This is a genomic window from Streptomyces sp. 7N604, assembly GCF_052245475.1.
GTDB lineage: Bacteria > Actinomycetota > Actinomycetes > Streptomycetales > Streptomycetaceae > Streptomyces.
Window position 1 is genome coordinate 65,512 of record NZ_JBQQBX010000001.1, and the last position, 24,026, is coordinate 89,537.

Annotated in this window: 21 protein-coding genes and 1 pseudogene; 9 read left to right on the forward strand and 13 right to left on the reverse strand. The window is 71.8% G+C overall.

Annotated elements, in window-relative coordinates:
- Positions 1-73: 73 nt before the first annotated feature.
- A complete protein-coding gene (locus ACTWP8_RS00270; protein WP_443320093.1) occupies positions 74-502 on the forward strand; it encodes an ArsR/SmtB family transcription factor in 429 nt (142 codons plus the stop codon).
- A 66-nt stretch (positions 503-568) separates the two neighbouring features.
- Positions 569-2,332 carry an NAD+ synthase gene (locus ACTWP8_RS00275; RefSeq protein ID WP_443320094.1) on the forward strand — a complete coding sequence of 588 codons (1,764 nt, stop codon included), beginning with the start codon at positions 569-571 and terminating at the stop codon, positions 2,330-2,332.
- Positions 2,333-2,656: 324 nt separating this feature from the next.
- Here the strand turns inward: ACTWP8_RS00275 and ACTWP8_RS00280 are convergent, their stop codons facing one another.
- From ACTWP8_RS00280 to ACTWP8_RS00290, 3 genes are all read right to left on the reverse strand, one after another.
- On the reverse strand, positions 2,657-3,682 hold the full coding sequence (locus ACTWP8_RS00280) for an endonuclease/exonuclease/phosphatase family protein (RefSeq protein WP_443320095.1): 1,026 nt from the start codon (positions 3,680-3,682) through the stop codon (positions 2,657-2,659).
- A gap of 269 nt (positions 3,683-3,951) precedes the next feature.
- A complete protein-coding gene (locus ACTWP8_RS00285; protein ID WP_443320096.1) occupies positions 3,952-4,551 on the reverse strand; it encodes a TetR/AcrR family transcriptional regulator in 600 nt (199 codons plus the stop codon).
- On the reverse strand, positions 4,548-6,173 hold the full coding sequence (locus ACTWP8_RS00290; RefSeq protein ID WP_443320097.1) for an MFS transporter: 1,626 nt from the start codon (positions 6,171-6,173) through the stop codon (positions 4,548-4,550). The genes ACTWP8_RS00285 and ACTWP8_RS00290 overlap by 4 nt, the downstream gene beginning before the upstream one ends.
- Positions 6,174-6,353: 180 nt before the next feature.
- Here ACTWP8_RS00290 and panB point away from each other — a divergent pair, with 180 nt between their 5' ends.
- The 3 genes from panB (at position 6,354) to ACTWP8_RS00305 (ending at position 9,283) form a co-directional block, all read left to right on the forward strand.
- On the forward strand, positions 6,354-7,238 hold the full coding sequence (panB, locus tag ACTWP8_RS00295; RefSeq protein WP_443315881.1) for a 3-methyl-2-oxobutanoate hydroxymethyltransferase: 885 nt from the start codon (positions 6,354-6,356) through the stop codon (positions 7,236-7,238).
- 201 nt (positions 7,239-7,439) lie between these two features.
- Positions 7,440-8,453 (forward strand): ATP-binding cassette domain-containing protein, encoded by a 1,014-nt coding sequence (locus ACTWP8_RS00300; protein WP_443320098.1) that lies wholly within the window; start codon positions 7,440-7,442, stop codon positions 8,451-8,453.
- Entirely contained in the window at positions 8,450-9,283 is an 834-nt protein-coding gene (locus tag ACTWP8_RS00305) for an ABC transporter permease (protein WP_443320432.1), read from the forward strand. Before ACTWP8_RS00300 ends, ACTWP8_RS00305 begins: the two co-directional genes overlap by 4 nt.
- 36 nt (positions 9,284-9,319) lie before the next feature.
- Here ACTWP8_RS00305 and ACTWP8_RS00310 read toward each other — a convergent pair.
- Positions 9,320-12,652, reverse strand: a pseudogene (locus tag ACTWP8_RS00310) (AfsR/SARP family transcriptional regulator); the annotation flags it as partial.
- 183 nt (positions 12,653-12,835) lie between these two features.
- Between ACTWP8_RS00310 and ACTWP8_RS00315 the strand changes: the two are divergent.
- Entirely contained in the window at positions 12,836-13,630 is a 795-nt protein-coding gene (locus tag ACTWP8_RS00315) for a site-2 protease family protein (RefSeq protein WP_443320099.1), read from the forward strand.
- 162 nt (positions 13,631-13,792) lie between these two features.
- Here ACTWP8_RS00315 and ACTWP8_RS00320 read toward each other — a convergent pair whose 3' ends face one another.
- From ACTWP8_RS00320 to ACTWP8_RS00345, 6 genes are all read right to left on the reverse strand, one after another.
- A complete protein-coding gene (locus ACTWP8_RS00320; protein WP_443320100.1) occupies positions 13,793-13,987 on the reverse strand; it encodes a hypothetical protein in 195 nt (64 codons plus the stop codon).
- A gap of 83 nt (positions 13,988-14,070) precedes the next feature.
- Complete coding sequence (gene npdG / locus ACTWP8_RS00325; RefSeq protein ID WP_443320101.1) at positions 14,071-14,787, reverse strand: NADPH-dependent F420 reductase; 717 nt, start codon at positions 14,785-14,787, stop codon at positions 14,071-14,073.
- A 60-nt stretch (positions 14,788-14,847) separates the two neighbouring features.
- Positions 14,848-15,789 carry a carbohydrate ABC transporter permease gene (locus ACTWP8_RS00330; RefSeq protein ID WP_443320102.1) on the reverse strand — a complete coding sequence of 314 codons (942 nt, stop codon included), beginning with the start codon at positions 15,787-15,789 and terminating at the stop codon, positions 14,848-14,850.
- A complete protein-coding gene (locus ACTWP8_RS00335) occupies positions 15,786-16,700 on the reverse strand; it encodes a carbohydrate ABC transporter permease (protein WP_443320103.1) in 915 nt (304 codons plus the stop codon). The genes ACTWP8_RS00330 and ACTWP8_RS00335 overlap by 4 nt, the downstream gene beginning before the upstream one ends.
- Positions 16,697-18,025, reverse strand: coding sequence for an ABC transporter substrate-binding protein (locus ACTWP8_RS00340; protein WP_443320104.1), 1,329 nt, complete (start codon positions 18,023-18,025; stop codon positions 16,697-16,699). Before ACTWP8_RS00340 ends, ACTWP8_RS00335 begins: the two co-directional genes overlap by 4 nt.
- Entirely contained in the window at positions 18,022-19,125 is a 1,104-nt protein-coding gene (locus tag ACTWP8_RS00345; RefSeq protein WP_443320105.1) for a sialidase family protein, read from the reverse strand. The genes ACTWP8_RS00340 and ACTWP8_RS00345 overlap by 4 nt, the downstream gene beginning before the upstream one ends.
- A 227-nt stretch (positions 19,126-19,352) precedes the next feature.
- On the opposite strand from ACTWP8_RS00345, the gene ACTWP8_RS00350 reads away from it, so the two are divergent.
- Positions 19,353-20,171: a hypothetical protein gene (locus ACTWP8_RS00350; RefSeq protein ID WP_443320106.1), complete on the forward strand. Its 819-nt coding sequence runs from the start codon at positions 19,353-19,355 to the stop codon at positions 20,169-20,171.
- A gap of 81 nt (positions 20,172-20,252) precedes the next feature.
- On the opposite strand, the gene ACTWP8_RS00355 is transcribed toward ACTWP8_RS00350, so the two are convergent.
- Positions 20,253-20,486: a hypothetical protein gene (locus ACTWP8_RS00355; RefSeq protein WP_443320107.1), complete on the reverse strand. Its 234-nt coding sequence runs from the start codon at positions 20,484-20,486 to the stop codon at positions 20,253-20,255.
- A 68-nt stretch (positions 20,487-20,554) separates the two neighbouring features.
- Between ACTWP8_RS00355 and map the strand changes: the two genes are divergently transcribed.
- Positions 20,555-21,412 carry a type I methionyl aminopeptidase gene (map, locus tag ACTWP8_RS00360; protein WP_443315893.1) on the forward strand — a complete coding sequence of 286 codons (858 nt, stop codon included), beginning with the start codon at positions 20,555-20,557 and terminating at the stop codon, positions 21,410-21,412.
- A gap of 130 nt (positions 21,413-21,542) precedes the next feature.
- Positions 21,543-22,202, forward strand: a complete 660-nt coding sequence (locus tag ACTWP8_RS00365) for a biliverdin-producing heme oxygenase (RefSeq protein ID WP_443320108.1) — start codon at positions 21,543-21,545, stop codon at positions 22,200-22,202.
- On the opposite strand, the gene ACTWP8_RS00370 is transcribed toward ACTWP8_RS00365, so the two are convergent.
- Positions 22,192-23,133: a hypothetical protein gene (locus ACTWP8_RS00370; protein ID WP_443320109.1), complete on the reverse strand. Its 942-nt coding sequence runs from the start codon at positions 23,131-23,133 to the stop codon at positions 22,192-22,194. The two genes, ACTWP8_RS00365 and ACTWP8_RS00370, sit on opposite strands and share 11 nt — an antisense overlap.
- A 10-nt stretch (positions 23,134-23,143) precedes the next feature.
- Positions 23,144-23,971, reverse strand: coding sequence for an ErmE/ErmH/ErmO/ErmR family 23S rRNA (adenine(2058)-N(6))-methyltransferase (gene erm, locus ACTWP8_RS00375; protein ID WP_443320433.1), 828 nt, complete (start codon positions 23,969-23,971; stop codon positions 23,144-23,146).
- Positions 23,972-24,026 lie beyond the last annotated feature (55 nt).

Here is a 24,026-nt window from a genome sequence, read left to right on the forward strand (position 1 = left end):
AAGCGCCGCCTCGCGGCTGACGGCATTCCTTAAGGCATGACTTATATAAGTGCCCGCTGGCATATTCGCCGGTGTGCACGCACTCGATGTACTGGGAGACCCGGTCCGGCGCCGGATCCTGGAGCTGCTCGCCGAGGGCGAGCAGTCCTCCGGCGCCGTCACCGCCGTCATCCGCGAAGAGTTCGCGATCTCTCAGCCCGCCGTGTCGCAGCACCTGCGCATGCTGCGCGGGACCGGATTCGCGACCGTACGGGCCGAGGGCACGCGGCGGCCCTACGCCGTCGACTCCGCTCCCCTGCAGGAGATCGACGCATGGCTGGACCGGTTCCGCGCCTTCTGGGACCAGCGGCTGGACGCCCTCGGCACCGAGCTCGCCCGCGGAAAGCGCGAGCGACGGCTGCGAACCGGGAGCGAGAGTCCGGACGGTCCGGGCAGCCAGGACAGCCCGGACGACAAGGATCCGGGGAACAGGGAAAACCGTCGGGAAGTAGCCGGGGAGTGAGGGGGGTGTGGCGGGCCACACGCCCGCGGCGGGGCATCGCGTCAGAGAGACGATTACACTGGCTGCGTGCCTCAACTCCGCCTCGCACTGAATCAGATCGACTCGACCGTCGGCGACCTCGTCGGAAACGCCGAGGCGATCGTCCACTGGACCCGGCACTCCGCCGAGCAGGGCGCCCACCTCGTCGCCTTCCCCGAGATGGCGCTGACCGGCTACCCCGTCGAGGACCTCGCCCTGCGCTCCACCTTCGTCGACGCCTCCCGCGAGGCCCTGCGCGCGCTCGCGGTGCGCCTCGACGACGAGGGGTTCGGCGAGCTGCCGGTCGTCGTCGGCTACCTGGACCGGTCCGAGAAGGCGCTCGCGAACGAGCCGCGGTACGGCCAGCCCGCCGGGGCCCCGCAGAACGCCGCGGCCGTCCTGCACCGCGGCCGGGTGGCGCTCACCTTCGCCAAGCATCACCTGCCGAACTACGGCGTCTTCGACGAGTACCGCTACTTCGTGCCCGGCGACACCCTCCCCATGATCCGCGTGCACGGCATCGACGTGGCGCTCGCCATCTGCGAGGACCTCTGGCAGGACGGCGGGCGCGTGCCCGCCGCCCGGTCCGCGGGCGCCGGGCTGCTGCTCTCGGTCAACGCCTCCCCGTACGAGCGCGAGAAGGACGACACCCGCCTCGACCTCGTCCGCAAGCGCGCCCAGGAGGCGGGCTGCACGACCGCCTATCTGGCGATGATCGGCGGCCAGGACGAGCTGGTCTTCGACGGCGACTCGATCGTCGTCGCCGCCGACGGCGAAGTGATCGCCCGCGCCCCGCAGTTCGCCGAAGGCTGCGTGCTGATCGACCTCGACCTCCCGGCGGCCGCGGGCCGGGTCCCGGGCGGCACGGTGGACGACGGCCTGGTCATCGACCACGTCACCCTGTCCGCCGATCCGCTGCCCGCGTACGAGCCCGAGCTCACGGGCGGGTACGCGGACCGACTCGACGACGACGAGGAGGTCTACTCGGCACTGGTCGTCGGCCTGCGCGCGTACGTCGCGAAGAACGGTTTCCGCACCGTTCTCATCGGCCTGTCGGGCGGCATCGACTCCTCCCTGGTCGCCGCCATCGCCTGCGACGCACTCGGCGCGCAGAACGTCTACGGCATCTCCATGCCGTCCCGCTACTCGTCCGAGCACTCCAAGGACGACGCCGCCGAACTCGCCCGCCGCACCGGCCTGAACTTCCGCACGGTCCCGATCGGGCCGATGTTCGACGCGTACATGGAGTCCCTGGGCCTGACCGGGCTCGCCGAGGAGAATCTCCAGTCCCGGCTGCGCGGCACGCTGCTCATGGCCGTCTCCAACCAGGAGGGCCACATCGTGCTGGCCCCGGGCAACAAGTCCGAGCTCGCGGTCGGATACTCCACGCTGTACGGCGACTCGGTCGGCGCGTACGGGCCAATCAAGGACGTCTACAAGAACCTGGTCTTCCGGCTCGCCAGGTGGCGCAACCGGGCGGCCCTGGACCGCGGCCAGACGCCGCCCATCCCGGAGAACTCCATCACCAAGCCGCCGAGCGCCGAACTGCGCCCCGGGCAGGTCGACACGGACTCGCTGCCGGACTACGACGTCCTCGACGCGATCCTGGAGCTGTACGTGGACCGGGACCAGGGGCTCGATGCGATCGTCGCGGCGGGCTACGACCCCGAGGTGGTGACCAGGACGCTGCTCCTGGTGGACCGGGCGGAGTACAAGCGGCGCCAGTACCCGCCGGGCACCAAGATCTCCGCCAAGGGCTTCGGCAAGGACCGCCGTCTCCCGATCACCAACCGCTGGCGCGAACACGAGTAGCCCTCCGGGCGGGACCACGCACCGAACCCGCCGCTCCACGGCGCACCGGCCGCCCCTGCGGGCGCGGCCGGCCCCGCCCTGACGGGCGAGGGGAGAACCCGCCGCGACGCGCGTGGCAGACCCCCTCGTGGGTGCCCTTGGTGGCGATGGCCGCACGACCGCCGGTCCGAGACGGGCGGCGACGACCGCGCCGATGCCGAAGAACACGCCGTGCGGCAGCCCGGCGAGGCCCCGCCCCCCGCCAGCAGTGCGAAGCCTCTTTGCGGGCAGGCTCATGCTCGGCGCGAACGCTCCTGCTCGTCCGCGCGCCGGGCCTGCGACTGCTCAGCGCCGGACCGAGGCCGCGATCGGCAGATGGTCGCTCCCGGTCGCCGGCAGCGTCCACGACGAGACCGGCTCCAGGTCCCGCACCATGATCTGGTCGATCCGCGCCATCGGGAGCGACGCGGGCCAGCTGAAGCCGAATCCGTCGCCCGCCGCGCCCTGCGTGGAGCGCATCCGCTGCGAGGTGACGGGCGCCAGGGCGCGGTCGTTCATCGTCCCGTTGAGGTCGCCGAGCAGTACGACCTCCTTGATCGGCTCCTGCGCGATGGCGCGCCCCAGCGCCTCCGCACTGCCGTCCCGCTGCCCCGCCGTGAAGCCCGCGTTGAACTTCACACGCACCGACGGCAGATGAGCGACGTACACCGCGACCTCGCCCTCCGGGGTCCGGACCGTGCTGCGCAGCGCGCGCGTCCAGCCGAGCTTGATGTCGACGGGCCGGGTGTCGCTCAGCGGGTACTTGCTCCAGACCCCGACCGTGCCCTGCACGGAGTGGTACTTGTACGTGCCCGCCAGCGCCTTCTCGTACGTCGACACGGCGGCCCCCGTCAGCTCCTCCAGCGCCACGACGTCTGCGCCCGCGGCGGCCACGTCGCGCGCGGTCCCCCCAGGGTCGGCGTTGTCGGCGTTGACATTGTGGGTGGCCACCGTGAGATCGCCGTCCGTGCCCGAGGACTTGGTGGCGACGAGGCCGCCGAACAGGTTCAGCCACACCACCGTCGGGAGCAGCAGCGCGAGCAGCGCGGTCCCCGACCTGCGCACCAGCGCGAGCAGCAGCAGAACCGGGATGCCGAGGCCGAGCCAGGGCAGGAAGGTCTCCAGCAGGCTGCCGAAGTTGCCCACGGCGTTGGGGATGTGGGAGTGAAGGCCCATCAGCCCGGCAAGCACCAGGGCGAAGACGGCGAGGACGATCCCGCGGCGCCACACTCTTCTGTCACGCCCTCCGCTCAGCAGGCGCCGGGCGCGGGATCCGGACCGCTCGGGGTTCGAGCTGCCGCGTCCCGTATGCCTCGTGTACGCCTGCGTCATATGCCGTTCCTCGCTGCTTCGCACTGCCCCGTCTACGCACCATAGGCGATGGGCGGGGGCTTTCCGTGCCGCCCCCGGCGGCTGATCTCCTACGAGGACGAACGCGGCGGCGCAAGGGGTTCCGGCCGGTACCCGCGTGCGGACCCCTGTGACAAAACCTGAACAAATACCGGGAGTAAGGGGAGGAAGGCGGCCATACGACCCTCGCGTCGGGCGGTGCGCGCGCATGCGTCGCCACGTGGCCGCCAGATGACTGTCGCCCGGCCGCGTCAGGTGGCCGCGGGCGGGCGCACTCCTTCGAGCACCGTGTCGACGATGCGCTCGGCCAGGCCCTCCGGCAGCTCCTGCCATTCGTGCAGGACGACGCGGGCGAGCATCGGCCCGGTGAACAGATCGGCCAGCAGCTCGAGGTCCACGTCGGCGCGGATCTCGCCGGTGGCCATGCCGCGCCGCAGCACCTCGTACACGGCGTCACGCCGCCCCCGTATGACCGTGTCCTGGTACTCCTTCCACAGGTCCGGATGCGACGTGACCTCGGTGATGACGGCGCGCATCACGGCGGAGGAGCGCTTGGCCAGGCCGCGGCGGCGCAGGAACTCCAGCATGAGGACGAGATCGTCGCGGACCGAGACCCCGGCGGCCTCGGGGGTGTGCACGTCGAGCGAGCGCATGACGTCGAGGAGCAGGGCCTCCTTGCCGGGCCAGCGGCGGTAGACGGTGGCCTTGCCGACTCCGGCCTCGCGGGCGATCCGTTCCATCGACAGCCTGCCCACCGGGGTGCCCTCCTCGAGGAGCCGGAGCACGGCCTCGATGACCGCCGTGTCGACGGCGGCGCTGCGCGGGCGGCCGCGGCGCTCGGCGGTGGTCATGGGCCCCCGCTCCCCCGGCCCCCGGCCTGCGGGACCCCCGCTCCGACGGCCTGCTGCTCCTCGTCCGGGCTCTCGGCGGGGCGGCGGCCGGGCATGAAGAGCGCGACGACGAGCGCCCCGATCACGGCGACGCCGGCCCCGAACAGGACGGTCACGTGCATGGCGTGGATGAAGGCCTCGTTGGCGGGCTGCACCAGCGACTTCCCGGCGGGGCCGATGCGCTCGGCGGCCGCGAGGGTCGCCTCGATCGACTCGCCGGCGTCGTGCCGGGCGCCCGGCGGCAGCACCGTCAGCTCGTCCCGGATGCCGTCGCGGTAGCCAGTGGACAGCAGGGACCCGAGGACGGCGACGCCCAGGGCCCCGCCCACCTGCCGGAAGGTGTTGTTGAGCGCGGATCCGGAGCCCGCCTTCTCCCTCGGCAGCGACTGCATGATCGAGGTGGTGACGGGCGGCATGATGTGGGCCATACCCGCGCCCTGAAGGAAGAACAGCACCTCCAGCACCCAGATCGGGGTGTCCTGGTCGAGCAGCACGAAGCCCGCCAGGGTGACCGCGACCAGCAGCATCCCGCCCGTACACACCGCGCGGGAGCCGAACCGTTCCACAACGAGGCGGGCGCGCGGCGCGAAGACCATCTGCGCGAGCGCGAGCGGCAGTATCAGCACGCCCGTCTCGAGCGGGGTGTAGCCGCGCACGCTCTGCGTGTAGAAGACGGTGAAGAACGTCACGCCCATGAGCGCGAAGAAGACGAGCGCGATGGCGGCGATGGCCGCGGAGAAGGCGGGCATGCGGAAGTAGCCGATATCGATCGCCGGGTGGTCGCTGCGCTTCTCGTGCAGCACGAAAGCCAGGAGTACGAGGAGGCCCGCGCCGATCGAGCCGAGCACCTCACGGTCGGCGAAGTCGGCGAGCTGCCCGCCCTTGATGATCCCGTAGACCAGCAGCACGAGCCCGACGACGGACAGCAGCACGCCGAACGGATCGAGGCGGCCCGGCCTCGGGTCCCTGGAGTCGGGGACGAGCAGCAGCATGCCGAGCAGCCCGGCGGCCACGATGGGGACGTTGACCAGGAAGACCGAGCCCCACCAGAAGTGCTCGAGCAGCAGCCCGCCGGTGATCGGCCCTATCGCGATGGCGAGGCCGACGCCGCCGACCCAGATTCCTATGGCCTTGGGCTGCTCGTCGCGCTCGAAGACGTTCATGAGGATGGCCAGCGTGGCGGGCATGACGAAGGCGCCGCCGAAGCCCATAAGGGCGCGGAACGCAATCAGCTGGACGGGTGAATCGGACATCGCGGCGAGCACCGAGCCGATGCCGAAGAGGGCCATGCCGAAGAGCAGGACCTTTTTGCGTCCGAGTCGGTCGCCCAGGAGCCCTGCGGTGAAGAGGATGCCCGCGAAGACGAGCGTGTAGGCGTTGATCGCCCACTCCAGCTCGCTCTGGGTGGCGCCGAGTCCGGTCGGCGGCGGGGTGGCGATCGTCTTCATCGCCACGTTCAGGATCGAGTTGTCCAGCACCACGATGAGCAGGCTGAACATGAGCACGGAGAGGATCAGCCAGCGGCGCCGGTGGACGGCCTCGGAGACGGTACGGGCTGCGGGAGTGCCGGCGGGAGTCGACATGCGGCCCAGGCTACATCTTTACGATACGAACCCGTTCCGTATCTGAAGAGTTCCGATGAGTTGCGTCACGCTGCGCCGCCCGTTCGCCGCTCCCCTTTGCGGTATCGGCGGCAGGTGCCACCATGGAGCTGGTCCGGGGACGCCGTCAGGGCGCCTCGAGATGACGAAGGAGCCGTTGCAATGACGCACGTTTCGCCTGCCCGGAAATCCCCTGCCGACAGCAGCAGCGCTGACAGCAGCAAGGCGCTGTACGGCGGCACCGGCACCCGGCGCATCACCGTCCGCGACATCGCCGCCGCCAAGCAGCGCGGCGAGAAGTGGCCCATGCTCACCGCGTACGACGCGATGACCGCCTCCGTCTTCGACGAGGCCGGCATCCCCGTCATGCTCGTCGGCGACTCGATGGGCAACTGCCACCTCGGCTACGAGTCCACCGTCCCCGTCACGATGGACGAGATGACCCTGCTCTCGGCCGCGGTCGTCCGCGGCACCAAGCGCGCCCTGATCGTCGGCGACCTGCCCTTCGGCTCGTACCAGGAGGGCCCGGTGCAGGCACTGCGCAGCGCCACCCGGCTGGTCAAGGACGCGGGCGTGGGCGCAGTGAAGCTGGAGGGCGGCGAGCGGTCCGCGCACCAGATCGAGCTGCTCGTCGAGTCCGGCATCCCGGTCATGGCGCACGTCGGCCTCACCCCGCAGTCCGTCAACGCCTACGGCGGCTACCCGGTGCAGGGGCGCGGCGAGGAGGCCGCCCAGCAGCTGCTCCGTGACGCCAAGGCGGTGCAGGACGCGGGCGCCTTCGCGGTCGTGCTGGAACTCGTACCGTCCGAGCTGGCCGCCGAGGTCACGCGCTCGCTGCACATCCCGACGGTCGGCATCGGCGCGGGTCCGGACTGCGACGCGCAGGTGCTGGTGTGGACGGACATGGCGGGCATGACGGGCGGCCGCGTGCCCCGGTTCGTCAAGCAGTACGCGCAGCTGCGCGAGGTGCTGGGCGGCGCGGCGAAGGCCTTCGCCGAGGACGTCGTCGGCGGGGCGTACCCGACCGAGCAGCACAGTTTTCACTGAGGCCGGCTGCATGAGGTTGTTCCTGCCGGGGGTCCGGCCCGCGGCGGAGCCGCTGTGGTGTGCAGCGTCCCCCGGATAGACACAGCCACCAAGACCGATCTCCCGGCCGACAGCCCGCCGTTCACTTCCCCGCGGCGGGCTGGCGGCGTCTTGTCGGTGCGATGTCGGTGCGTTGTCGGTGGGGCCTGAGAAGCTCGCCGCATGACGCGATACGACAAGAACTCCGGTGGCGGAAACGCCGTCGAAGTACGGGGGCTGGTCAAGCACTTCGGCGAGACCAGGGCCGTAGACGGCGTGGACCTCGATGTGAAGGAGGGCACCGTCCTCGGTGTCCTCGGCCCCAACGGCGCCGGCAAGACGACACTCGTCCGGTGCCTCTCCACTCTTCTGGTGCCGGACGCCGGCACCGCGACCGTAGCCGGGTACGACGTGGTGAAGCAGCCCCGGCAGCTGCGCCGCACCATCGGCCTGACCGGGCAGTACGCCTCGGTCGACGAGAAGCTCTCCGGCTGGGAGAACCTCTACATGATCGGGCGGCTGCTCGACCTGCCCCGCAGGGACGCCCGCAGGCGCGCGGACGAGATGCTCGAGCGGTTCTCGCTGACCGAGGCCGCCAAGCGGCCCGCCTCGCAGTACTCCGGCGGTATGCGCCGCCGCCTCGACCTGGCCGCGTCCATGATCGGGCAGCCCGCGGTGCTCTACCTCGACGAGCCGACGACCGGCCTGGACCCGCGCACCCGCAACGAGGTGTGGGACGAGGTGAAGCGGATGGTCGCGGAGGGCGCGACCGTGCTGCTCACCACGCAGTACATGGAGGAGGCCGAGCAGCTCGCGAGCCAGCTGACGGTCATCGACCGCGGCAAGGTCATCGCCGAGGGCGAGGTCAACGAGCTCAAGGCGAAGGTCGGGGGACGCACGCTGCAGATCCGCCCGGCCGACCCCGGCGAGCTGAGCCGCATGGTCGGTGCCATCGCGCAAGCCGGTCTCGACGGCATCGCGGGCGCCACGGCCGACGCGGCCGAGGGCCTGGTCAACGTCCCGATCATCAGCGACGAGCAGCTGACCGCGGTGATAGGGCTGCTCGGCGAGCGCGGCTTCGCGATCGCCGGAATCGACACCCATCTGCCCAGTCTGGACGAGGTGTTCCTGGCCGTCACCGGCCAGAAGACGTCGACTCCGCAGGACGCGAAGGAACTTCAGGAGGTCGCCGTATGAGCGCCGCCACGATCACGGCACCCACACAGCCCCTTCCCGGCGAGGGACGCATCGGCCTGCGCGGGAACCTGCGGCACATCGGCGCGCTCGTACGCCGTAACGCCCTGCAGATCAAGCAGGACCCGGAGTCGATGTTCGACGCCGTGCTGATGCCGATCGTCTTCACGCTGCTGTTCGTGTACGTCTTCGGTGGCGCGGTGGGCGGCAGCCTCGGCGGCGACCGGGACGTCTACGTCAACTACGTCATCCCGGGCCTGATGGCGATGGGCGGCCTGAACATCGCCATGTCGGTCGGCACAGGCGTCAACGACGACTTCAACAAGGGGGTGATGGACCGTTTCCGCACGATGCCCATCGCTCGCTCCTCGGTGCTGATCGCCAAGCTCATCGTGGAGGCCGGCCGGATGCTGGTCTCGACCCTCATCCTGCTGACCGTGGCCTTCCTCATCGGCTTCGACCTGAAGACCGGGCCGCTCGAGCTGCTCGGCGCGATAGCCCTGGCGCTGGCCTTCGGCGCCTCGCTGACCTGGGTCTTCATGCTGCTTGGGCTCTCGCTGAGGACCCCTCAGGCCGTGCAGGGCGTGGGCTTCCTGGCGATCATGCCGCTGCAGTTCGGCTCGTCGATCTTCGCGCCGCCGGGGACGATGCCGGGCTGGCTGGAGTCGTTCACGAAGTACAACCCGCTGTCCCAGCTGGCCGACGCGGCACGGGCTCTGCTCAACGGCCAGGGCGCGGTCGGGCACCCGGTCATGATCACCCTGATCTGGGCGGTCGGCATCACGGCGGTGACGGCGCCGCTCGCGGTGTCGAAGTTCCGCAAGAAGACCTGAGCGGGGCAGGGAAGACCTGAGTGGGGCCGGGGAGTGCTCGGCGTGCGCCCGCTCGTACGCCGCGTCGCCCAGGGCGGCTCGCGCGTCCGCCTCGGCCGCGGCGCGCCCCTCCCGCTCCACGGCGGGCGAGAAGTGGCTCTCGGGCAGCAGCGCGTCGTAGGCGCCGAGCAGGCGTGCGGCCGTCCCGGCGTGGGCCGTTCCGCCGAGGGCGGCGTGCGCCTGGGCCCCGCTCATCAGCTGGATCACGGGCAGGACGGGGGCGACCATGTCGGTGAGCGGGTCCTGTACGGCCTCCAGGGCGTCGCGGAACTGCTCGAGCGCCTCGGCGGGCCGGCCGTCGAGGAGATCGAGCCAGCCGGCCAGCCCTTTGACGAGGCCCTCGAACAACCGGGGCGCGTGGTTGGCGAAGTCGTCCCGCATCATGCGGTCGAGCTGCTCCCAGGCCTCGGCGGTCCGGCCGCTGCGGCCCAGCAGTATCGCCAGGTGGAGGCGGACGAAGGCCGTGGATTCGCCGCCCGAGCGCTGCCCCTGCTCCAGCGCGTCCCACAGCATGGGCTCGCCGGACTCGGTGTCCCCCGACTCGATGAGCACCCCGGCGAGGCGGCCCCGCAGCAGGGGCACCTGGCCCATGGCGCCGAGCTGCCGTGCGTACCGGATCGCCTCCCGGTAGTCGTCGGCGGCGGCCTCGTACTCGCCGCGCCGCTCGCGCGCCTCGCCGCGGCTCGACAGCGCCTCGGCCACGCCCCACACGTCGCCGAGCCGCAGGAAGATCTCGAGGCTCTCGTCGGCGTCCCGGCGGGCCACCTCCGTCTTGCCGGGCCGCTCGGTGAGCAACTTGGCGCGGAACTGCAGCATGTACGCGAGCTCCCACGCGTAACCCAGTTCGCGGCAGCCGTCGACGGCGGCGTCGATCGTCGACACCAACTGCTCGACGTCGCCGGTGAGCAGGATCGCGTACCACCACATGACCCCGGGGATGCGGCAGGTCTGCGGCTGGCCGGGGCGGTACGCGGCGACGATGCCGCGCAGCCGGTCCTGCATGGCGGGAGTCTGCAGCTCGTGGAAGTTGTTCTCGACGTTGGCGAGGGCGATGAGCCGCACGCCGCGCCGGGCCTCGTCGAGGAGGTCCGGCGTCATGGGCGGCGGCGCGTCCGTGGGGTTCGCGAGCAGCGAGGGCGCGGGCGAGACGGGCTGGACGAACGGGTCGGGGCCAAGCGCGGCAGCGGCGTTGGCCCAGGCACGGGCGTCGGTGCGGTGCTCGCGCAGCTGCCAGAACCAGCCGAGCGAGATCACGAGGCACAGCGCCTCGTGCTCGTCGCGAGCGGCGACGGCGCGCCGGAGCGCGGCCCTGAGGTTGTCGTGCTCGCGCTCGAGACGCTCGAGCCAAGTGCGTTGGGCGGGGCCGCGGAGGAGGGGGTCGGCGGTACGGGCGAGCTCCCGGAAGTACACCAGGTGCCGCCGCTCGACGGCCCCGCGCTCCCCCGCCTCGCCGAGCCGCTCGGCCGCGTACTCCGCAACGGTCTCGAGCAGCCGGTACCGCATCCCGCCCGCGGGGCCGGGCTCGGGCTCGGCGACAACGAGCGACTTATCGACAAGGGAACCGAGGAGGGCGGCTATGTCGCGGGGGTCGATCGCCCCGCGGATGTCGGAGTCCGCGCCCGGCGGGGTGTCGCTGCAGACGGCCTCTGCCGCTGGAAGGTCGCAGCCGCCTGCGAAGACCGAGAGGCGGCGAAGGACCGCGCGTTCGGGGGCGGTGAGGAGGTCCCAGGACCAGTCGACGACCGCGCGCAGGGTCTGCTGGCGCGGCAGGACCGTACGGCTGCCGCTGGTCAGGAGGCGGAAGCGGTCGTCGAGGCGGTCCGCTATCTGGCGTGGGGTGAGCAACCGGAGCCGGGCGGCGGCGAGTTCGATGGCCAGCGGCAACCCGTCCAGGCGACGGCAGATCTCGGCGCACGCCTCGGGGTCGTCGTCCGTGCGGAAGCCGGGTCTCGCGGCCGCGCCGCGGTCGGCGAGCAGCCGCAGGGCGACCGGGTCCGGCAGCGGATCGACGGGCCGTATGAGTTCGCCCGGCACGCCGAGCGGCTCCCGGCTGGTGGCGAGCACCGTGACGTCCGGGCAGTGGCCGAGCAGGAACTCGGCCAGCTCCGCTGCGGCGCCGATGACATGCTCGCAGTTGTCGAGTACGAGCAGCATCCGGCGCTGCGCGCAGTGCTCGGCGAGCCGCGGCAGCGGGTCGTACGCCCCCGGGTCGGCCGCCGCGCGCAGCCCTTCCGCCGTGCTGCCGCGGATCACGGTCTCGCGCCCGCCGAGCGCCGTGAGGACCGCCTCGGGGACCGTGCCCGGGTCGTCGACGGGCGCCAGCTCGGCCAGCCATACGCCGTCGGGCCAGGCGCCCGCCACGGCGTCAGCGGCCTCCTGCGACAGCCGCGTCTTCCCGGCCCCGCCGGGCCCGATCAGCGTGACGAGCCGCGCGGCGGACAGGTCACCGCGCAAGGTCGCGAGGTCGGCCTCGCGCCCGACGAAGCTGGTGAGCCGGGCCCGCATGTTGCCCTGCCGGGCTCCCGGACCCGCGGGCGGGCCCTGCGGCCGCCGCGGGCCGCCGGCCGGCAGCTCACCCCCGACGGGCCCTCCGGCCGGCCCTCCGACCGGCTCGCCACTCAGCAACTCCGCGTGCAGCGCCCGCAGTTCGTTGCTCGGGTCGGCGCCGAGGCGGGCGGCGATGGTACGGCGGACGTGCTCGTACGCGGCGAGCGCCTCCGCCGCGCGGCCCGTGTCGCGCAGCGCCCTGATGCGAAGGGCCTGGAGGGGCTCGTCGAGCGGGTGGTCGTCGCAGAGGGCGGCGAGCTCCGGCAGAGCGCGGTCGGCGCGCCCGAGGCCGAGGTCGGCGGCGAGCCGGGAGCGGCGGGCTTCCAGGCGCCGGGCCTCCGCGCCCGCCGCCACGCCCGTACGGTCGGCGAGGTCGGCCAGCGCCGGACCGCGCCACAGCGCGAGGGCATCGTCGAGGACGGCCGCGGCCTTCGCCGGATCGCCGTCCGCGAGGGCCCGTGCGCCCTCGCCCGCCAGCCGCTCGAAGCGGTGCAGGTCGACGTCGTCGGGCTCGGCACACAGCCGGTAGCCGCCGACCGCGGAGCCGACGGCGTCGTGGCCGAGGGTCCGCCGCAGCCGCCCGACCAGGGCTTGGAGTGCCCCGGCGGCGTCGGCGGGCGGATCGCCGTCCCAGACCTCGCCGATCAGCGACTCCGCCGTACGCACCCGGCCGGGGTCCAGCGCCAGCGCGGCGAGCAGGGCACGCAACCGTACGCCGCCGAGCGCGACGGGGGTCCCGTCGTCCCGGTGGGCCTGCGTCGTGCCGAGGATGCCGTAGCGCACCGGCCCATTCTGCTGGACGAGCAGGTGGACGACCCAATGATTACCGGGGGCGGCGGGCCGGAAAGACCGCAAACGAGCCGGAACTCACACCCGCGCCCGCGACGTTGTCCTGCTACCGCCTGTACGGTCGGGACACCCCGGCCCCATCCCGCACGCACGCAGCACGCTCAGGAGCTCACGCCCATGGCCACGACCATCGCCCGCAGCGACCGCCGGGTCAGCCCCGTCTTCCTCGGCCTCGTCGCGATCATGGCGGTGTCCGCATGGGCCGTGTGGACGGATTACTCGGCGAGCACCGGATTCGCCGTGTTCCTGTTCGTCGTGTCCGGCTGGATCGTGTCCCTGTGCCTGCACGAATACGCGCACGCGCGCACCGCGCTGCACGGCGGGGACATCTCGATCGGGGCGAAGGGCTATCTCACCCTGAACCCGCTCAAGTACACCCACGCGCTGCTGAGCATCGTGCTGCCCGTCCTCTTCGTGATCATGGGCGGGATCGGGCTGCCGGGCGGTGCCGTGTTCGTCGAGCGCGGGCGCATCCAGGGTCGCTGGAAGCACAGCCTGATCTCGGCCGCGGGGCCGCTGACGAACGCGCTGTTCGCCGTCGCGCTGACGGCGCCCTTCTGGCTGGGGGCGATGGACGGCGTGCCGGACCCCTTCCGCTACGCGCTGGCGTTCCTCGCGCTGCTGCAGGTGACGGCCGCGATCCTGAACTCCCTGCCGGTGCCGGGCCTGGACGGGTACGGCGTGATCGAGCCCTGGCTGTCGTACAAGATCCGGCGCCAGGTGGAACCGTTCGCGCCGTTCGGGCTGTTCGCGGTCTTCGGCCTGCTGTGGGTGCCCGAGATCAACCACGTGTTCTTCGACGCTGTGGATACGATCCTGCGCGGCCTCGGGGTGTCGGACTGGGACACCTACCTGGGCTACGAGTTCTTCCGCTTCTGGCAGGGAGAGCCGGAGCTGCCGAGCGGCTCGTAAGCCGGTCCGTCACGCGGCTCAGGCCGTTGCCTTGTCCCTGGCCGTTGTCTTGTCCCTGGCCGTTGCCTTGTCCCTGGCCGTTGTCTTGTCCCTGGCCGTTGTCTTGTCCCTGGCCGTTGTCTTGTCCCTGGCCGTTGTCTTGTCCCAGCGGGTGACCCGGGCTCAGCCCGTGACCGTACGGTCCCCCGCCGCGCGCTCGGCCTTCGCCCTGCGCAAGGAGAACCAGGTCATGTTCGACGAGACGCCCGCCATCATGATCCAGAGGATGCCGAGCCAGCTGCCCCGCGCGAAGGACACGACCGCCGCGGCGATGGCGAGCACGCAGGCGGCGAGGGCGAAGACGGCGAGGCGGGGCATGGGGTCGGCTCCTGTCCGGGGGTGACGTCCCGGACATTGTCCCCCATGCCCCGTACGCGACGAGACGCCGGTGACCTAGGCGCTCACACGTCGGTGACGCGCAGCCCCGCGTGCGCCTTGTAGCGGCGGTTCACCGAGATCAGGTTGGCCACCAGCGACTCCACCTGATGGGCATTGCGCAGCCGGCCCGCGAAGATCCCGCGCATGCCGGGGATACGGGCGGCCAGCGCCTGCACGAGGTCCGTGTCGGCCCGCGACTCGCCCAGCACCATCACATCCGTGTCGATCTCCTCGACCGACTCGTCCTGGAGCAGCACCGCCGACAGGTGGTGGAAGGCCGCGGTGACCCGCGCCTCCGGCAGCAGCGCCGCGGCCTGCTCGGCGGCGCTGCCCTCCTCCGGCTTCAGCGCGTAGGCGCCCTTCTTGTCGAAGCCCAGCGGGTTGACGCAGTCGATGACCAGCTTGCCCGCGAGCACCTCGCGCAGCGTCTCGAGGGTCTTGGCATGCCCCTCCCACGGAACCGCGACGATCACCACATCGCTGCGCCGCGCGCAGTCGGCGTTCTCGGCGCCCTCGATGCCCAGACCCAGCTCACGGGCGGCGGTCTCCGCCCGCTCGACGGCGCGCGAGCCGATGATCACCTTCTGGCCCGCCCTGGCCAGCCGGTACGCCAGGCCCCGCCCCTGGTCACCGGTGCCGCCGAGCACGCCGACCACCAGGCCGGATACGTCGGGGAGGTCCCACGGGTCCTTGGCCGGGGTCTTCTGGGGTGCACCGCTTGCAGCGTCAGTAGTCGTCATACAGCGATCCTGCCAGGCCGCTACCGATCAGTTCACATGGCGTATGTCACGTCGGCCCGCTCACTTCACGCTGCCCTCCGTCAGGCCCGTACGCCAGTACCGCTGGAGCACGCCCATCAGGATCATCAGCGGCAGGACGGACAGGAAGGCGCCGCCCACCGTGTACTGGTACAGCACGGGCTGCCGGTCCGCGTAGCCCTGCCAGCCGGTCAGGCCGAGCTGGATCGGATAGAGGTCGGAGTCCGAGAGCATCACCAGGGGCAGGAAGAAGTTGTTCCAGATGTGCACGAACTGGAACAGGAAGACGGTCACGAGCGCGGGCGTCATCAGCCGCAGCGCCAGCGTGGCGAAGATCCGCCCTTCGCCCGCCCCGTCGATCCTGGCGGCCTCCAGCAGCGAGTCCGGCACGGCCGCGGCCGCGTAGATCCGGCAGAGGTAGACGCCGAAGGGGCTGACGACGCTGGGGATCAGCACCGCCCAGTACGTGTTGGACAGGCCCATCTCGCTGAACAGCAGATAGAGCGGCAGGGCGAGGGCGGTGCCGGGGATGAGCACCCCGGCCAGGACGAGGTTGAAGATCCCCTCGCGTCCGGGGAAGGGGAACTTCGCCAGCGCGTAGCCCGCGGCGGCGGACAGCAGGGTGGCGGCGACCGCGCCCACGCCCGCGTAGAGCAGGCTGTTGCCGAACCAGCGGACGTAGATCCCGTCGTCGTACGCCAGCAGGTCGCCGAGGTAGCGCAGCGGGTGCGGGTCGGCGAACCAGAAGCCGAAGCTGCCGAAGAGGTCCTCGCTGCTCTTGGTCGCCGAGACGACCAGCCAGTAGACGGGCACGAGGAAGTAGACGGCGGCGACGGCGAGCAGCGAGCGCGTGATGATGCGGTAGCGCAGCGGCGGTCCCCCGGGGCCCCGGGCGCCGCCCTGCGCGGTGGCCCCGGATGCCTTCCCCGCCCTGCCGGTCGGCTCAGGGGCTCTGTCCTTGGAGTCCTCCGGCACGATCGTCATGCGCCGTCCCTCCCTCGCCGTCCGGCCATCCGCAGGAAGCCGAAGGACAGCGCGCACGCGACGAGCGCCAGCAGCACCGCCTCGGCCGCCGCGATGTTCTGGTTGTTGCCCTTGAACGCCTCGTTGTAGGCGGCCAGGTTGGGGGTGTAGCCGGAGTTGATGGCGTTGGACAGCGGCTGCAGCACCAGCGGCTCGGCGAAGAGCTGGAGCGTGCCGATGATGCTGAAGACGGTGGTGAGGACGAGCGCGGGCCGGATGAGCGGCAGCTTGATGTGCCGGGCGACCTGCCAGGCGCTCGCCCCGTCGATCCGCGCGGCCTCGTACAGCTCGCCGGGCACGGCCTTGAGCTGGGCGACGAGGACGAGCATGTTGTAGCCCGCGTACTGCCAGGTGACGATGTTGGCGATGGACCACAGGACGGTGCCGCTGGAGAGGAAGTCCAGGTCCCAGCCCACGGACTTGCCCATTTCGACGAACGGGCTGATCCCCGGCACGTAGAGGAATCCCCAGAGGATCGAGGCGATGACCCCGGGTACCCCGTACGGCAGGAAGAAGGCGGTGCGGAAGAGGCCGACCCAGCGCGCGGACGCCGCCTCGAGCAGCAGCGCCAGCGTGGTGGCGAGCGCGAGCATCACCGGGATCTGGACGGCGCCGAAGAGCAGCACGCGCCCGAAGCCGGAGGTGAAGGTGGAGTCCTGCAGCGCGTGCGCGTAGTTGTCCAGGCCCGCGAAGACCTCCTGCGCGCCGCCGCCGAGACCGAGCGGCCCGGACCGCTCGGTCTTCAGCAGGCTCTGGTAGATGGCGTAGCCGATGGGCGCGATGAAGCAGAGCAGGAACAGGGCGAGAAAGGGCAGCAGGAAGCCTGTCGCGACGCGGGCGTTGCGTGCCTCGGTACGGGTGAGCCGCCTCACCCGGTCTCCACCTTCAGGCCCTTGGCCCTGAGGTCGTCGACGGTCTGCCTCTGCACCTTGGTGAGCACGGAGCGGAAGGAGCCGCCGCTGCTGAGGGCTTCGGTGAAGGCATCGCCGAGCCGCTGGTAGAGGGTGTCCATGGCCGGGCCCCACTGCCAACTGGTGTCCACGGCCTTGCCCGCCGCCTCGAAGACCTCGCTGTACTGCTGCCCGCCGAAGAAGTCCCGCTGGCCCTCCATGTCGGCGTTGGTCCAGCCCGACCTGGCGCTGGGCCAGCCGTAGCCGCCGTCGATGAGGAGCTTTATCGACTCGGGGTCGGTGTTGAGCCAGACGGCGAAGGCCATCGCGTCCTTGGGGTACTTGGTGCCGCGGAACACGGACGTGGTCGAACCGCCCCAGTTGGCCGCGGCGTTGTCGCCCTTCTTCCACTGCGGCAGCGGCGCCACCCGCCACTTCCCCGCCGTCTTCGGCGCGTTGCCCACCAGCAGTGCGTCGCCCCAGCTGGCACCGACCCAGGCGGCGATGTCGCCGGTCTGGACGTCCTTGTACCAGGCGTTCTGCCGGTCCGGGATGGTCTTGATCAGCTTCTGCTCGACCAGCGACTCCCAGTAGTCGGCGACCCGCCGGGTCGGCTCGTCGTCGATGGTGACCGTCCAGGTCTCGCCGTCGACGCCGAACCAGCGCGCCCCGCTCTGCCAGGCGAAGCCCGCGAAGCGGTTGCCGTTGGTGGCCGAGAACGTCTCGATCCAGGCGCCCTTCTTACGGATCGCCTTGGCCGCCGCCTCGTACTCGTCCCAGGTCTGCGGGGTCTCGACGCCCCACTTGTCGAAGAGGTCCTGGCGGACGAAGAGCCCCATCGGGCCGGACGCCTGCGGGATCGCGAAGACGGCCTTCCCGAAGACGCTCTGCTGCCACTGCCAGCCCTCGAACTTGCCCTTGACGTCGGCGGCTCCGTACTTCGTCAGGTCGAGCAGCCCGTTGTCGAGGAGGAAGCTGGGGACGACCGGGTATTCGATCTGGCCGAGGTCCGGCGGGTTGCCCGCCTTGATGGCGGCGTGCATCTTCGCGTACTGCGCGCCGTTGACCGCCGAGACCTTCTCCAGCTTGATCTGGACTGAAGGGTTCTTGCTGTTCCACAGCTGGACGGGCTTGTCGATGCCGGGCACCCAGGACCAGAAGGTGAGCGTGACCTTCTCGCCCTTCTTGCGGCCCGCGGGTTCGCCGCCACTGTCGTCGCTGTCGCCGCAGCCGGCGAATGCCAGCCCCGCGGCCACGGCGGCGGCGCCACCGAGAACGGTACGGCGGTCCGGTCCATGTGCGCTCATGACAGCTCCTCCACGGGAATCCGGCGAAAGGTGATGGTGGTGTACGCGCTGAAGTCACCGGTCTCGTACAGCAGTCCGACGGTGCCGTCGTCGATGCGTACGAGGTCCGAGTAGGCCGCGGGGAGGCCGCCGACGGTGTGCACGGGCTGCCAGGTCACGCCGTGGTCGCGGCTGGCCCGTACGGTCATCAGGGCACGGAAGCCGGGGTCGGCGGGCCCGGAGAAGACCAGCACGTCCGGGTCCCCGAGAGGGAGCACGCTGCCCTCGACGACCGGGCCCGTCAGCCCGGCCTGCGGGCGGAAGGGCCGCTCCAGGGTCTCGCCGCCGTCGCCGGAGTGGGCGTCGGCGCGGGTGCCCGGGGCGGGCGAGTCGTTGCGGCAGTTGAAGTAGACGCGGCCGTCGGGGAGTTCGGCGGCGGTCGTCTCGTTGGCGTTGATGTAGCCGTTGGACCTGCTGTCGGTGTAGCCGATCCGCCAGGTCTCGCCGCCGTCATCGCTCAGCAGGGAGTGGCCGCCGTCGTACTTGCCCTCGGCGCCGGTGTCGTCGCCGGACGGCGGGGCGGAGTGGTTGGCGGGGACGACGATCCGGCCGGCGTGCGGGCCGTGCCGCAGCTGGATGGCGTGCCCGGGCGTGGTCGCGTACCAGCGCCAGTCGGGGTGCTTCACGGACTCGGTGATCTCGCGGGCGGTGCTCCAGGTCCTGCCGTGGTCGTCGCTGTGCTGCAGCCACACCCGGCGCCCGTCCGCGGCGGGGACCCGCCCGAGGCGGATCTCCTGCTCGGTCGCGTAGGCCGCGTTGCGCACGTGGACGAGGACGACCCGGCCGGTGTCGAGGACGACCGGGGCCGGGTTGCCCGCGGTGTCGTCGCCGTTCTCCGCCGCGATCTGGAGCTGCCCCCAGGTGCGGCCGCCGTCGGTGGACCGCTTGAGCACGATGTCGATGTCGCCGAAGTCCTCCTCGGACCCGACGCGGCCCTCGCAGAAGGCGAGCAGCGCTCCGTCAGCGGCCCGGACCACGGCCGGAATGCGGAAGCTGGCATACCCCTCGGCGCCCGCCCTGAAGGGTACGGAGTCCTCGTAAGCGGCCACGCCGAGTGCCATTCAGCCCCTCCCGATGCCCCCATCGCATACGAGCGGACGTAGGACGTCCCTTGTCCTGCCGCGAACCATAGGCAGGACCCAACGGACCGTCAAGGCACGCCACATGAACATCCGGTGGGCCGCGGTCGCGGCGGGGCACACGTGGTGGCAGTCCTGTGACACCCGTGTGGGGGACTCTCCCCGGAAGCGGCCCGCGCGTCCCCGGCCATAGGGCAGGATGCCCCGCCATGGACGCCGTACGGGTCGCGCTGCTGCGCGAAGTGCTCGCAGGGACGGAGTGGTTGGAGGCCACCCGGCGGTTCGCAGGGACGCTGCGGGCGTCCGTCGGGCCGCACGGCGGCGGGCTGCTGCTGGTCGGCAGCGAGGCGTACGAGCCGTGGCATCTGGCGGCGCACCTGGACGACGAGGCCGCCTGGGCCGGCCTGCCCGAGCTGTCCCCCACGCTCGTACGGCACCGGGTGCGGCCGGGCGAACCCGCCCACCTGGCGGTCGGGCTCGGCAGGATCGAGGCGGCCGGGCGCGGCGAGACGCTGCTCGTGGTGACGCCGGAGCGGCCGGACGAGGGCCTGCTGGAGCGGGTGCACGACGCGCGCAGGTCCGGGGCGACGGTCCTCGCGCTCGACGGCGGCGACCGCGATCTGCACGCGCTGGCACACGAGGCGCTGGCGGCACCGGGCGGCTTGGTGCCTCCGGGTACGGGCGCGGCGGCTCCTGGTACGGGCATGGCGGCTCCGGGTTCGCCGGGCGGCCGGGTGGCGCCGGGAACGGGCGCGGTCCCCCCGGGCACGGGCGCGGCGGGCGGCCGGGACGTGCCGGCCGGTCTGGGCGGCTCAGCCGCGCCGGCTGGTCCGGGCGGCCCGGCCGTGCCGGCCGGCGCGGCCGAAGCCGGGCGCGGTTCCGAGTTCGGGTTCGAGACCGTTCAGCACCTGGTCAGTGCCGCCGCCGGGGAGAACCGGCTGCCCTCGCCGCGCAGCCGCCGCGGCTTCCGCGACCGGCTGGCCCGGATCGCCGAGCAGCTGACGCTGCCGCCGCCCGCGCGGTGGTAGCCGGGGCCCGTACGACTCGGCGGCGCGCACGCGAGCGCGCGGGCCGCCGCCGCGTCACCGCCCGCCGCAGCGCGACCGGCGTCAGCTCTCGTCCAGGCCCTTCCCGGCAGGGCTGTCGTGCCAGCGCGGGTCGTTCTCCCACTGGAGGTTCCGCTCGGCGGCGATCTGCAGGGCGTGCTCGGCCTCGCCGCGCGTGCCGTAGGGACCGAAGCGGTCCTTGGCAGGGCACTCGGGCCCTTCCTCGACCTTCCGGTGCTCGAGGCAGTAGTACCACTCGCCCGGCTTCCCCACCGTTCTCCTCTTGAACAGCGCCATCGCCGATCTCCTCTCTCCGCCGCCTCTGCCGCCATGCTGCCCGATGGGACCTCGATACACTCGCTGGCATGTCCAGCCAGTCGCTTCTCGCCCCTGGGACCGTGTCCCCCACCCGTGCCGTGCCCGCCTCCATCCCGCGTCCCGAGTACGTGGGGAAGGACGCCCCGACCCCGTACACCGGGTCCGAGGTACAGGATGCGGAAACGATCGAGCGCATGCGCATCGCCGGGCGGATCGCCGCGCAGGCCATGGCCGAGGCCGCCAAGCTCATCTCGCCCGGCGTGACCACGGACGAGCTGGACCGGGTCGCGCACGAGTTCATGTGCGACCACGGGGCCTACCCCTCGACGCTGGGCTACCGGGGCTTCCCGAAGTCGCTGTGCTCCTCGCTCAACGAGGTCATCTGCCACGGCATCCCGGACTCGACGGTGCTGCGCGACGGCGACATCGTGAACCTCGACGTCACCGCGTACATCCACGGCGTGCACGGCGACAACAACGCCACGTATCTGTGCGGGGACGTCGACGAGGAGTCGCGGCTGCTGGTGGAGCGGACGCGGGAGTCGCTGAACCGGGCGATCAAGGCGGTCAGGCCGGGCCGCCAGATCAACGTGATCGGCCGGGTCATCGAGTCGTACGCGAAGCGGTTCGGCTACGGCGTGGTCCGCGACTTCACCGGCCACGGGATCAACTCGTCCTTCCACTCCGGCCTGATCATCCCGCACTACGACAGCCCGAACGCCACCACCGTCATGCGGCCGGGGATGACCTTCACCATCGAGCCGATGCTGACGCTGGGGACGCACGAGTACGACATGTGGGCCGACGGCTGGACGGTCGTCACGAAGGACCGGAAGCGGACGGCGCAGTTCGAGCACACGCTGGTGGTGACCGAGGCGGGTGCGGAGATCCTGACCCTGCCGTAGCCTGGCAGCCGCAGGGTTTTACCGACGGGATGTCGGGAAGCATTGACTTAGGCAAGCCTAAGTAGTTAGGTACGCCTAAGTAAGCGTGAGTGCTCATCCTTGCCTCGTCCCACGGACCCCGGAGGCCGCCTTGGAACCGACGCCGTTCTCCACGCAAATCCGTACCGCCTCGCACGAAGCGCACACGGAGGCGGAGAACTCGACGTTCATGAGCGACCTGCTCGGCGGGCGGCTCGGCGTGGAGGCGTACGCGCGCTACACCGAGCAGCTGTGGTTCGTCTACCGGGCGCTCGAGGACTCCGTGGAGCACCTCGCGGGCGATCCGGTCGCCGGGCCCTTCCTCCTGCCGGAGCTGTCGCGCGTCGAATCGCTGGAGCGGGACCTCGGCCATCTGCACGGCGGCCGCGCCGACTGGTCCGCGGGCCTGCGCCCGCTCCCGGCGACCGCCGCGTACGCCTCCCGTATCACCGAGGTCGCCCGCGACTGGCCGGCCGGCTATGTCGCCCACCACTACACCCGCTACCTCGGCGACCTCTCCGGCGGCCAGATCATCCGCTCCACCGCCGAGAAGTCCTGGGGCTTCGAGCGCAAGGGCGACGGCGTCCGGTTCTACGTCTTCGCGGGCATCGGCAACCCGGCCGCCTTCAAGCGGGAGTACCGTGCGCTGCTGGACGCGCTGCCGCTGGACGACCTGGAGAAGCAGCGGGCCGTGGAGGAGTGCAAGCGCGCATTCGCCCTGAACACGGCGGTGTTCCGGGAGCTGGGCGAGCGGTTCCCGCTCAGCGCGTAGCCTCCGCGGCCGCGACCGCGGCCGCCAGCTCGTGCACGGCGTCGCGCACACCCGGAGGGATGCGCTCCTGCCGCGCGGCTCGCCGTGCGGTGCGCTTCAGGATCGTGAACGTGCGAGCCGAGCCGATGCCGTGGACCGCGCGCGCCAGAGTCTCGGCCGTGCGTTCCGCGTCGCGCCACGCGCCCGCGCCGAGGTAGGACGCGAGCAACTGGGCATCGAAGATGCTGCCGTAGCCCACCCGCGCACCCGCCTCGTGCAGCGCCGCCCGCTCCAGGTACGGGATGGCGCGGTCCCAGTCGGCGGCGTCGAGATGCCGGCCGCCCTCGTGGCCGTCGATCTCGTCCATCGACACCCACCACGCCCAGAACGGGTCGTTCCCGCGCTCGCCCTCCGCGAGCAACGACCGCGCGCGGTCGAAGGACCTGGCCGCCTCCCGGGCGCGGCCGGTGCCGAAGAGCCCGTTCGCCTCGCGGATACGGAAGATCGCCTCCGCACGCGGGGTCAGCCGCTCCCGGTCCAGGACGGAGCGGGCGATGGCGAGCTCCTCGTGAGCACGGCCGGCCCATCCGGCGTGCAGCGCCACGTTCTGCAGGATGAGGAGCTCGATCGTCCGGTCCCCCGCGCTCCGCGCCAGCCGGAGCGCCTCCCGGTTGAACCGGCGGGCGGAGGCGTGCCGCTCCGCGTCAAAGAGCATCCAGGCGGCGACTTCCGCCAATTCCGCTGCCGCGGAGTGAATTTCGCGCTCGTACCGCGCGCCCCGAATTCCGTCGTGCAAGGCGCGACGGACGGATACGAAGGCGCGCGCCGCTGTGGCGGCGGCGGAGAATCCGCTGAACGCGTTGTCGAGTACGACGAGTTGGCGTGAGGTTGCGCGGACCGCCTCGGCGTACGCTTCGGTCGCGGCTGCGCCGGGTGCGCCCTTGGCGTCCATGCGCGCGATGCTACCGAATTCCCGGTGCGGCTCCCGGGTTCCGGGCGCGCGGCCCGAGTGCGCAGAAGAGGGCGAGCCACTGGGCCGGAGTCACGTATCCGACCGGCGCGGATGCGTCGACGGCGAGCGTTCGGAAGGCCGCCCGGGTCCGTGCGGTCCCGTGGCGTCGCGCGAGGGTGGCCCGGAGGGAGCCGCCAGTACCGGTGAAGCCGTGGGCGACGAAGTCGCGGTAGGCGGCGAGCCGGTCCCGGCCCAGCAGCGGGGATGGGCGGCGCTCGATGCGCAGGACCGCCGAGTCGGTGCGCGGGACGGGCGTGAAACTCTCGCGCGCGATACGGGCGACGAAGCGCCAGTCGTACTCCGGCCAGGTCTCGACGGTCAGCCGGGTCCAGCGCCCGTAGCCCCCGGTGCGCTTACGGGCGTACTCGAGCTGGGTGACCAGGGTCGCCGACGTCAGCGCCGGAGCGTCCAGGCACCACCGGACGATGTCGGAGGTCCGCGAGTACGGGATGCTGCCCACGACGGCGAAGGGCTCGCGCGGCGGACGGGCCCGCACGAAGTCCCCTTGCACCACGAGGACGTTCGGGTGCGCGCGGGTGCGGTGCGGGAGCCGGGCGGCCAGCCGGGGATCGATCTCGTACGCGACGACCTGGCGGGCCCTATGGGCCAGGGCGCGGGTGAGCACCCCTTCACCGGCGCCGGGTTCGACGACCAGATCGGCGGGGCGGACGCGGGCGGAGCGCACGACGAGGCGTACGGCGGCGGCGTTGTGCAGGAAGTTCTGGGAAAGGGCGATGCGGCGGCGTGCCACGGGCGAAGTCCTCTGGTGGGAGGACAGGCATGCAGAAGTCGGGGCCTGTCCGAGTCGACGGGGACATCGGAGGCCCTGGGCA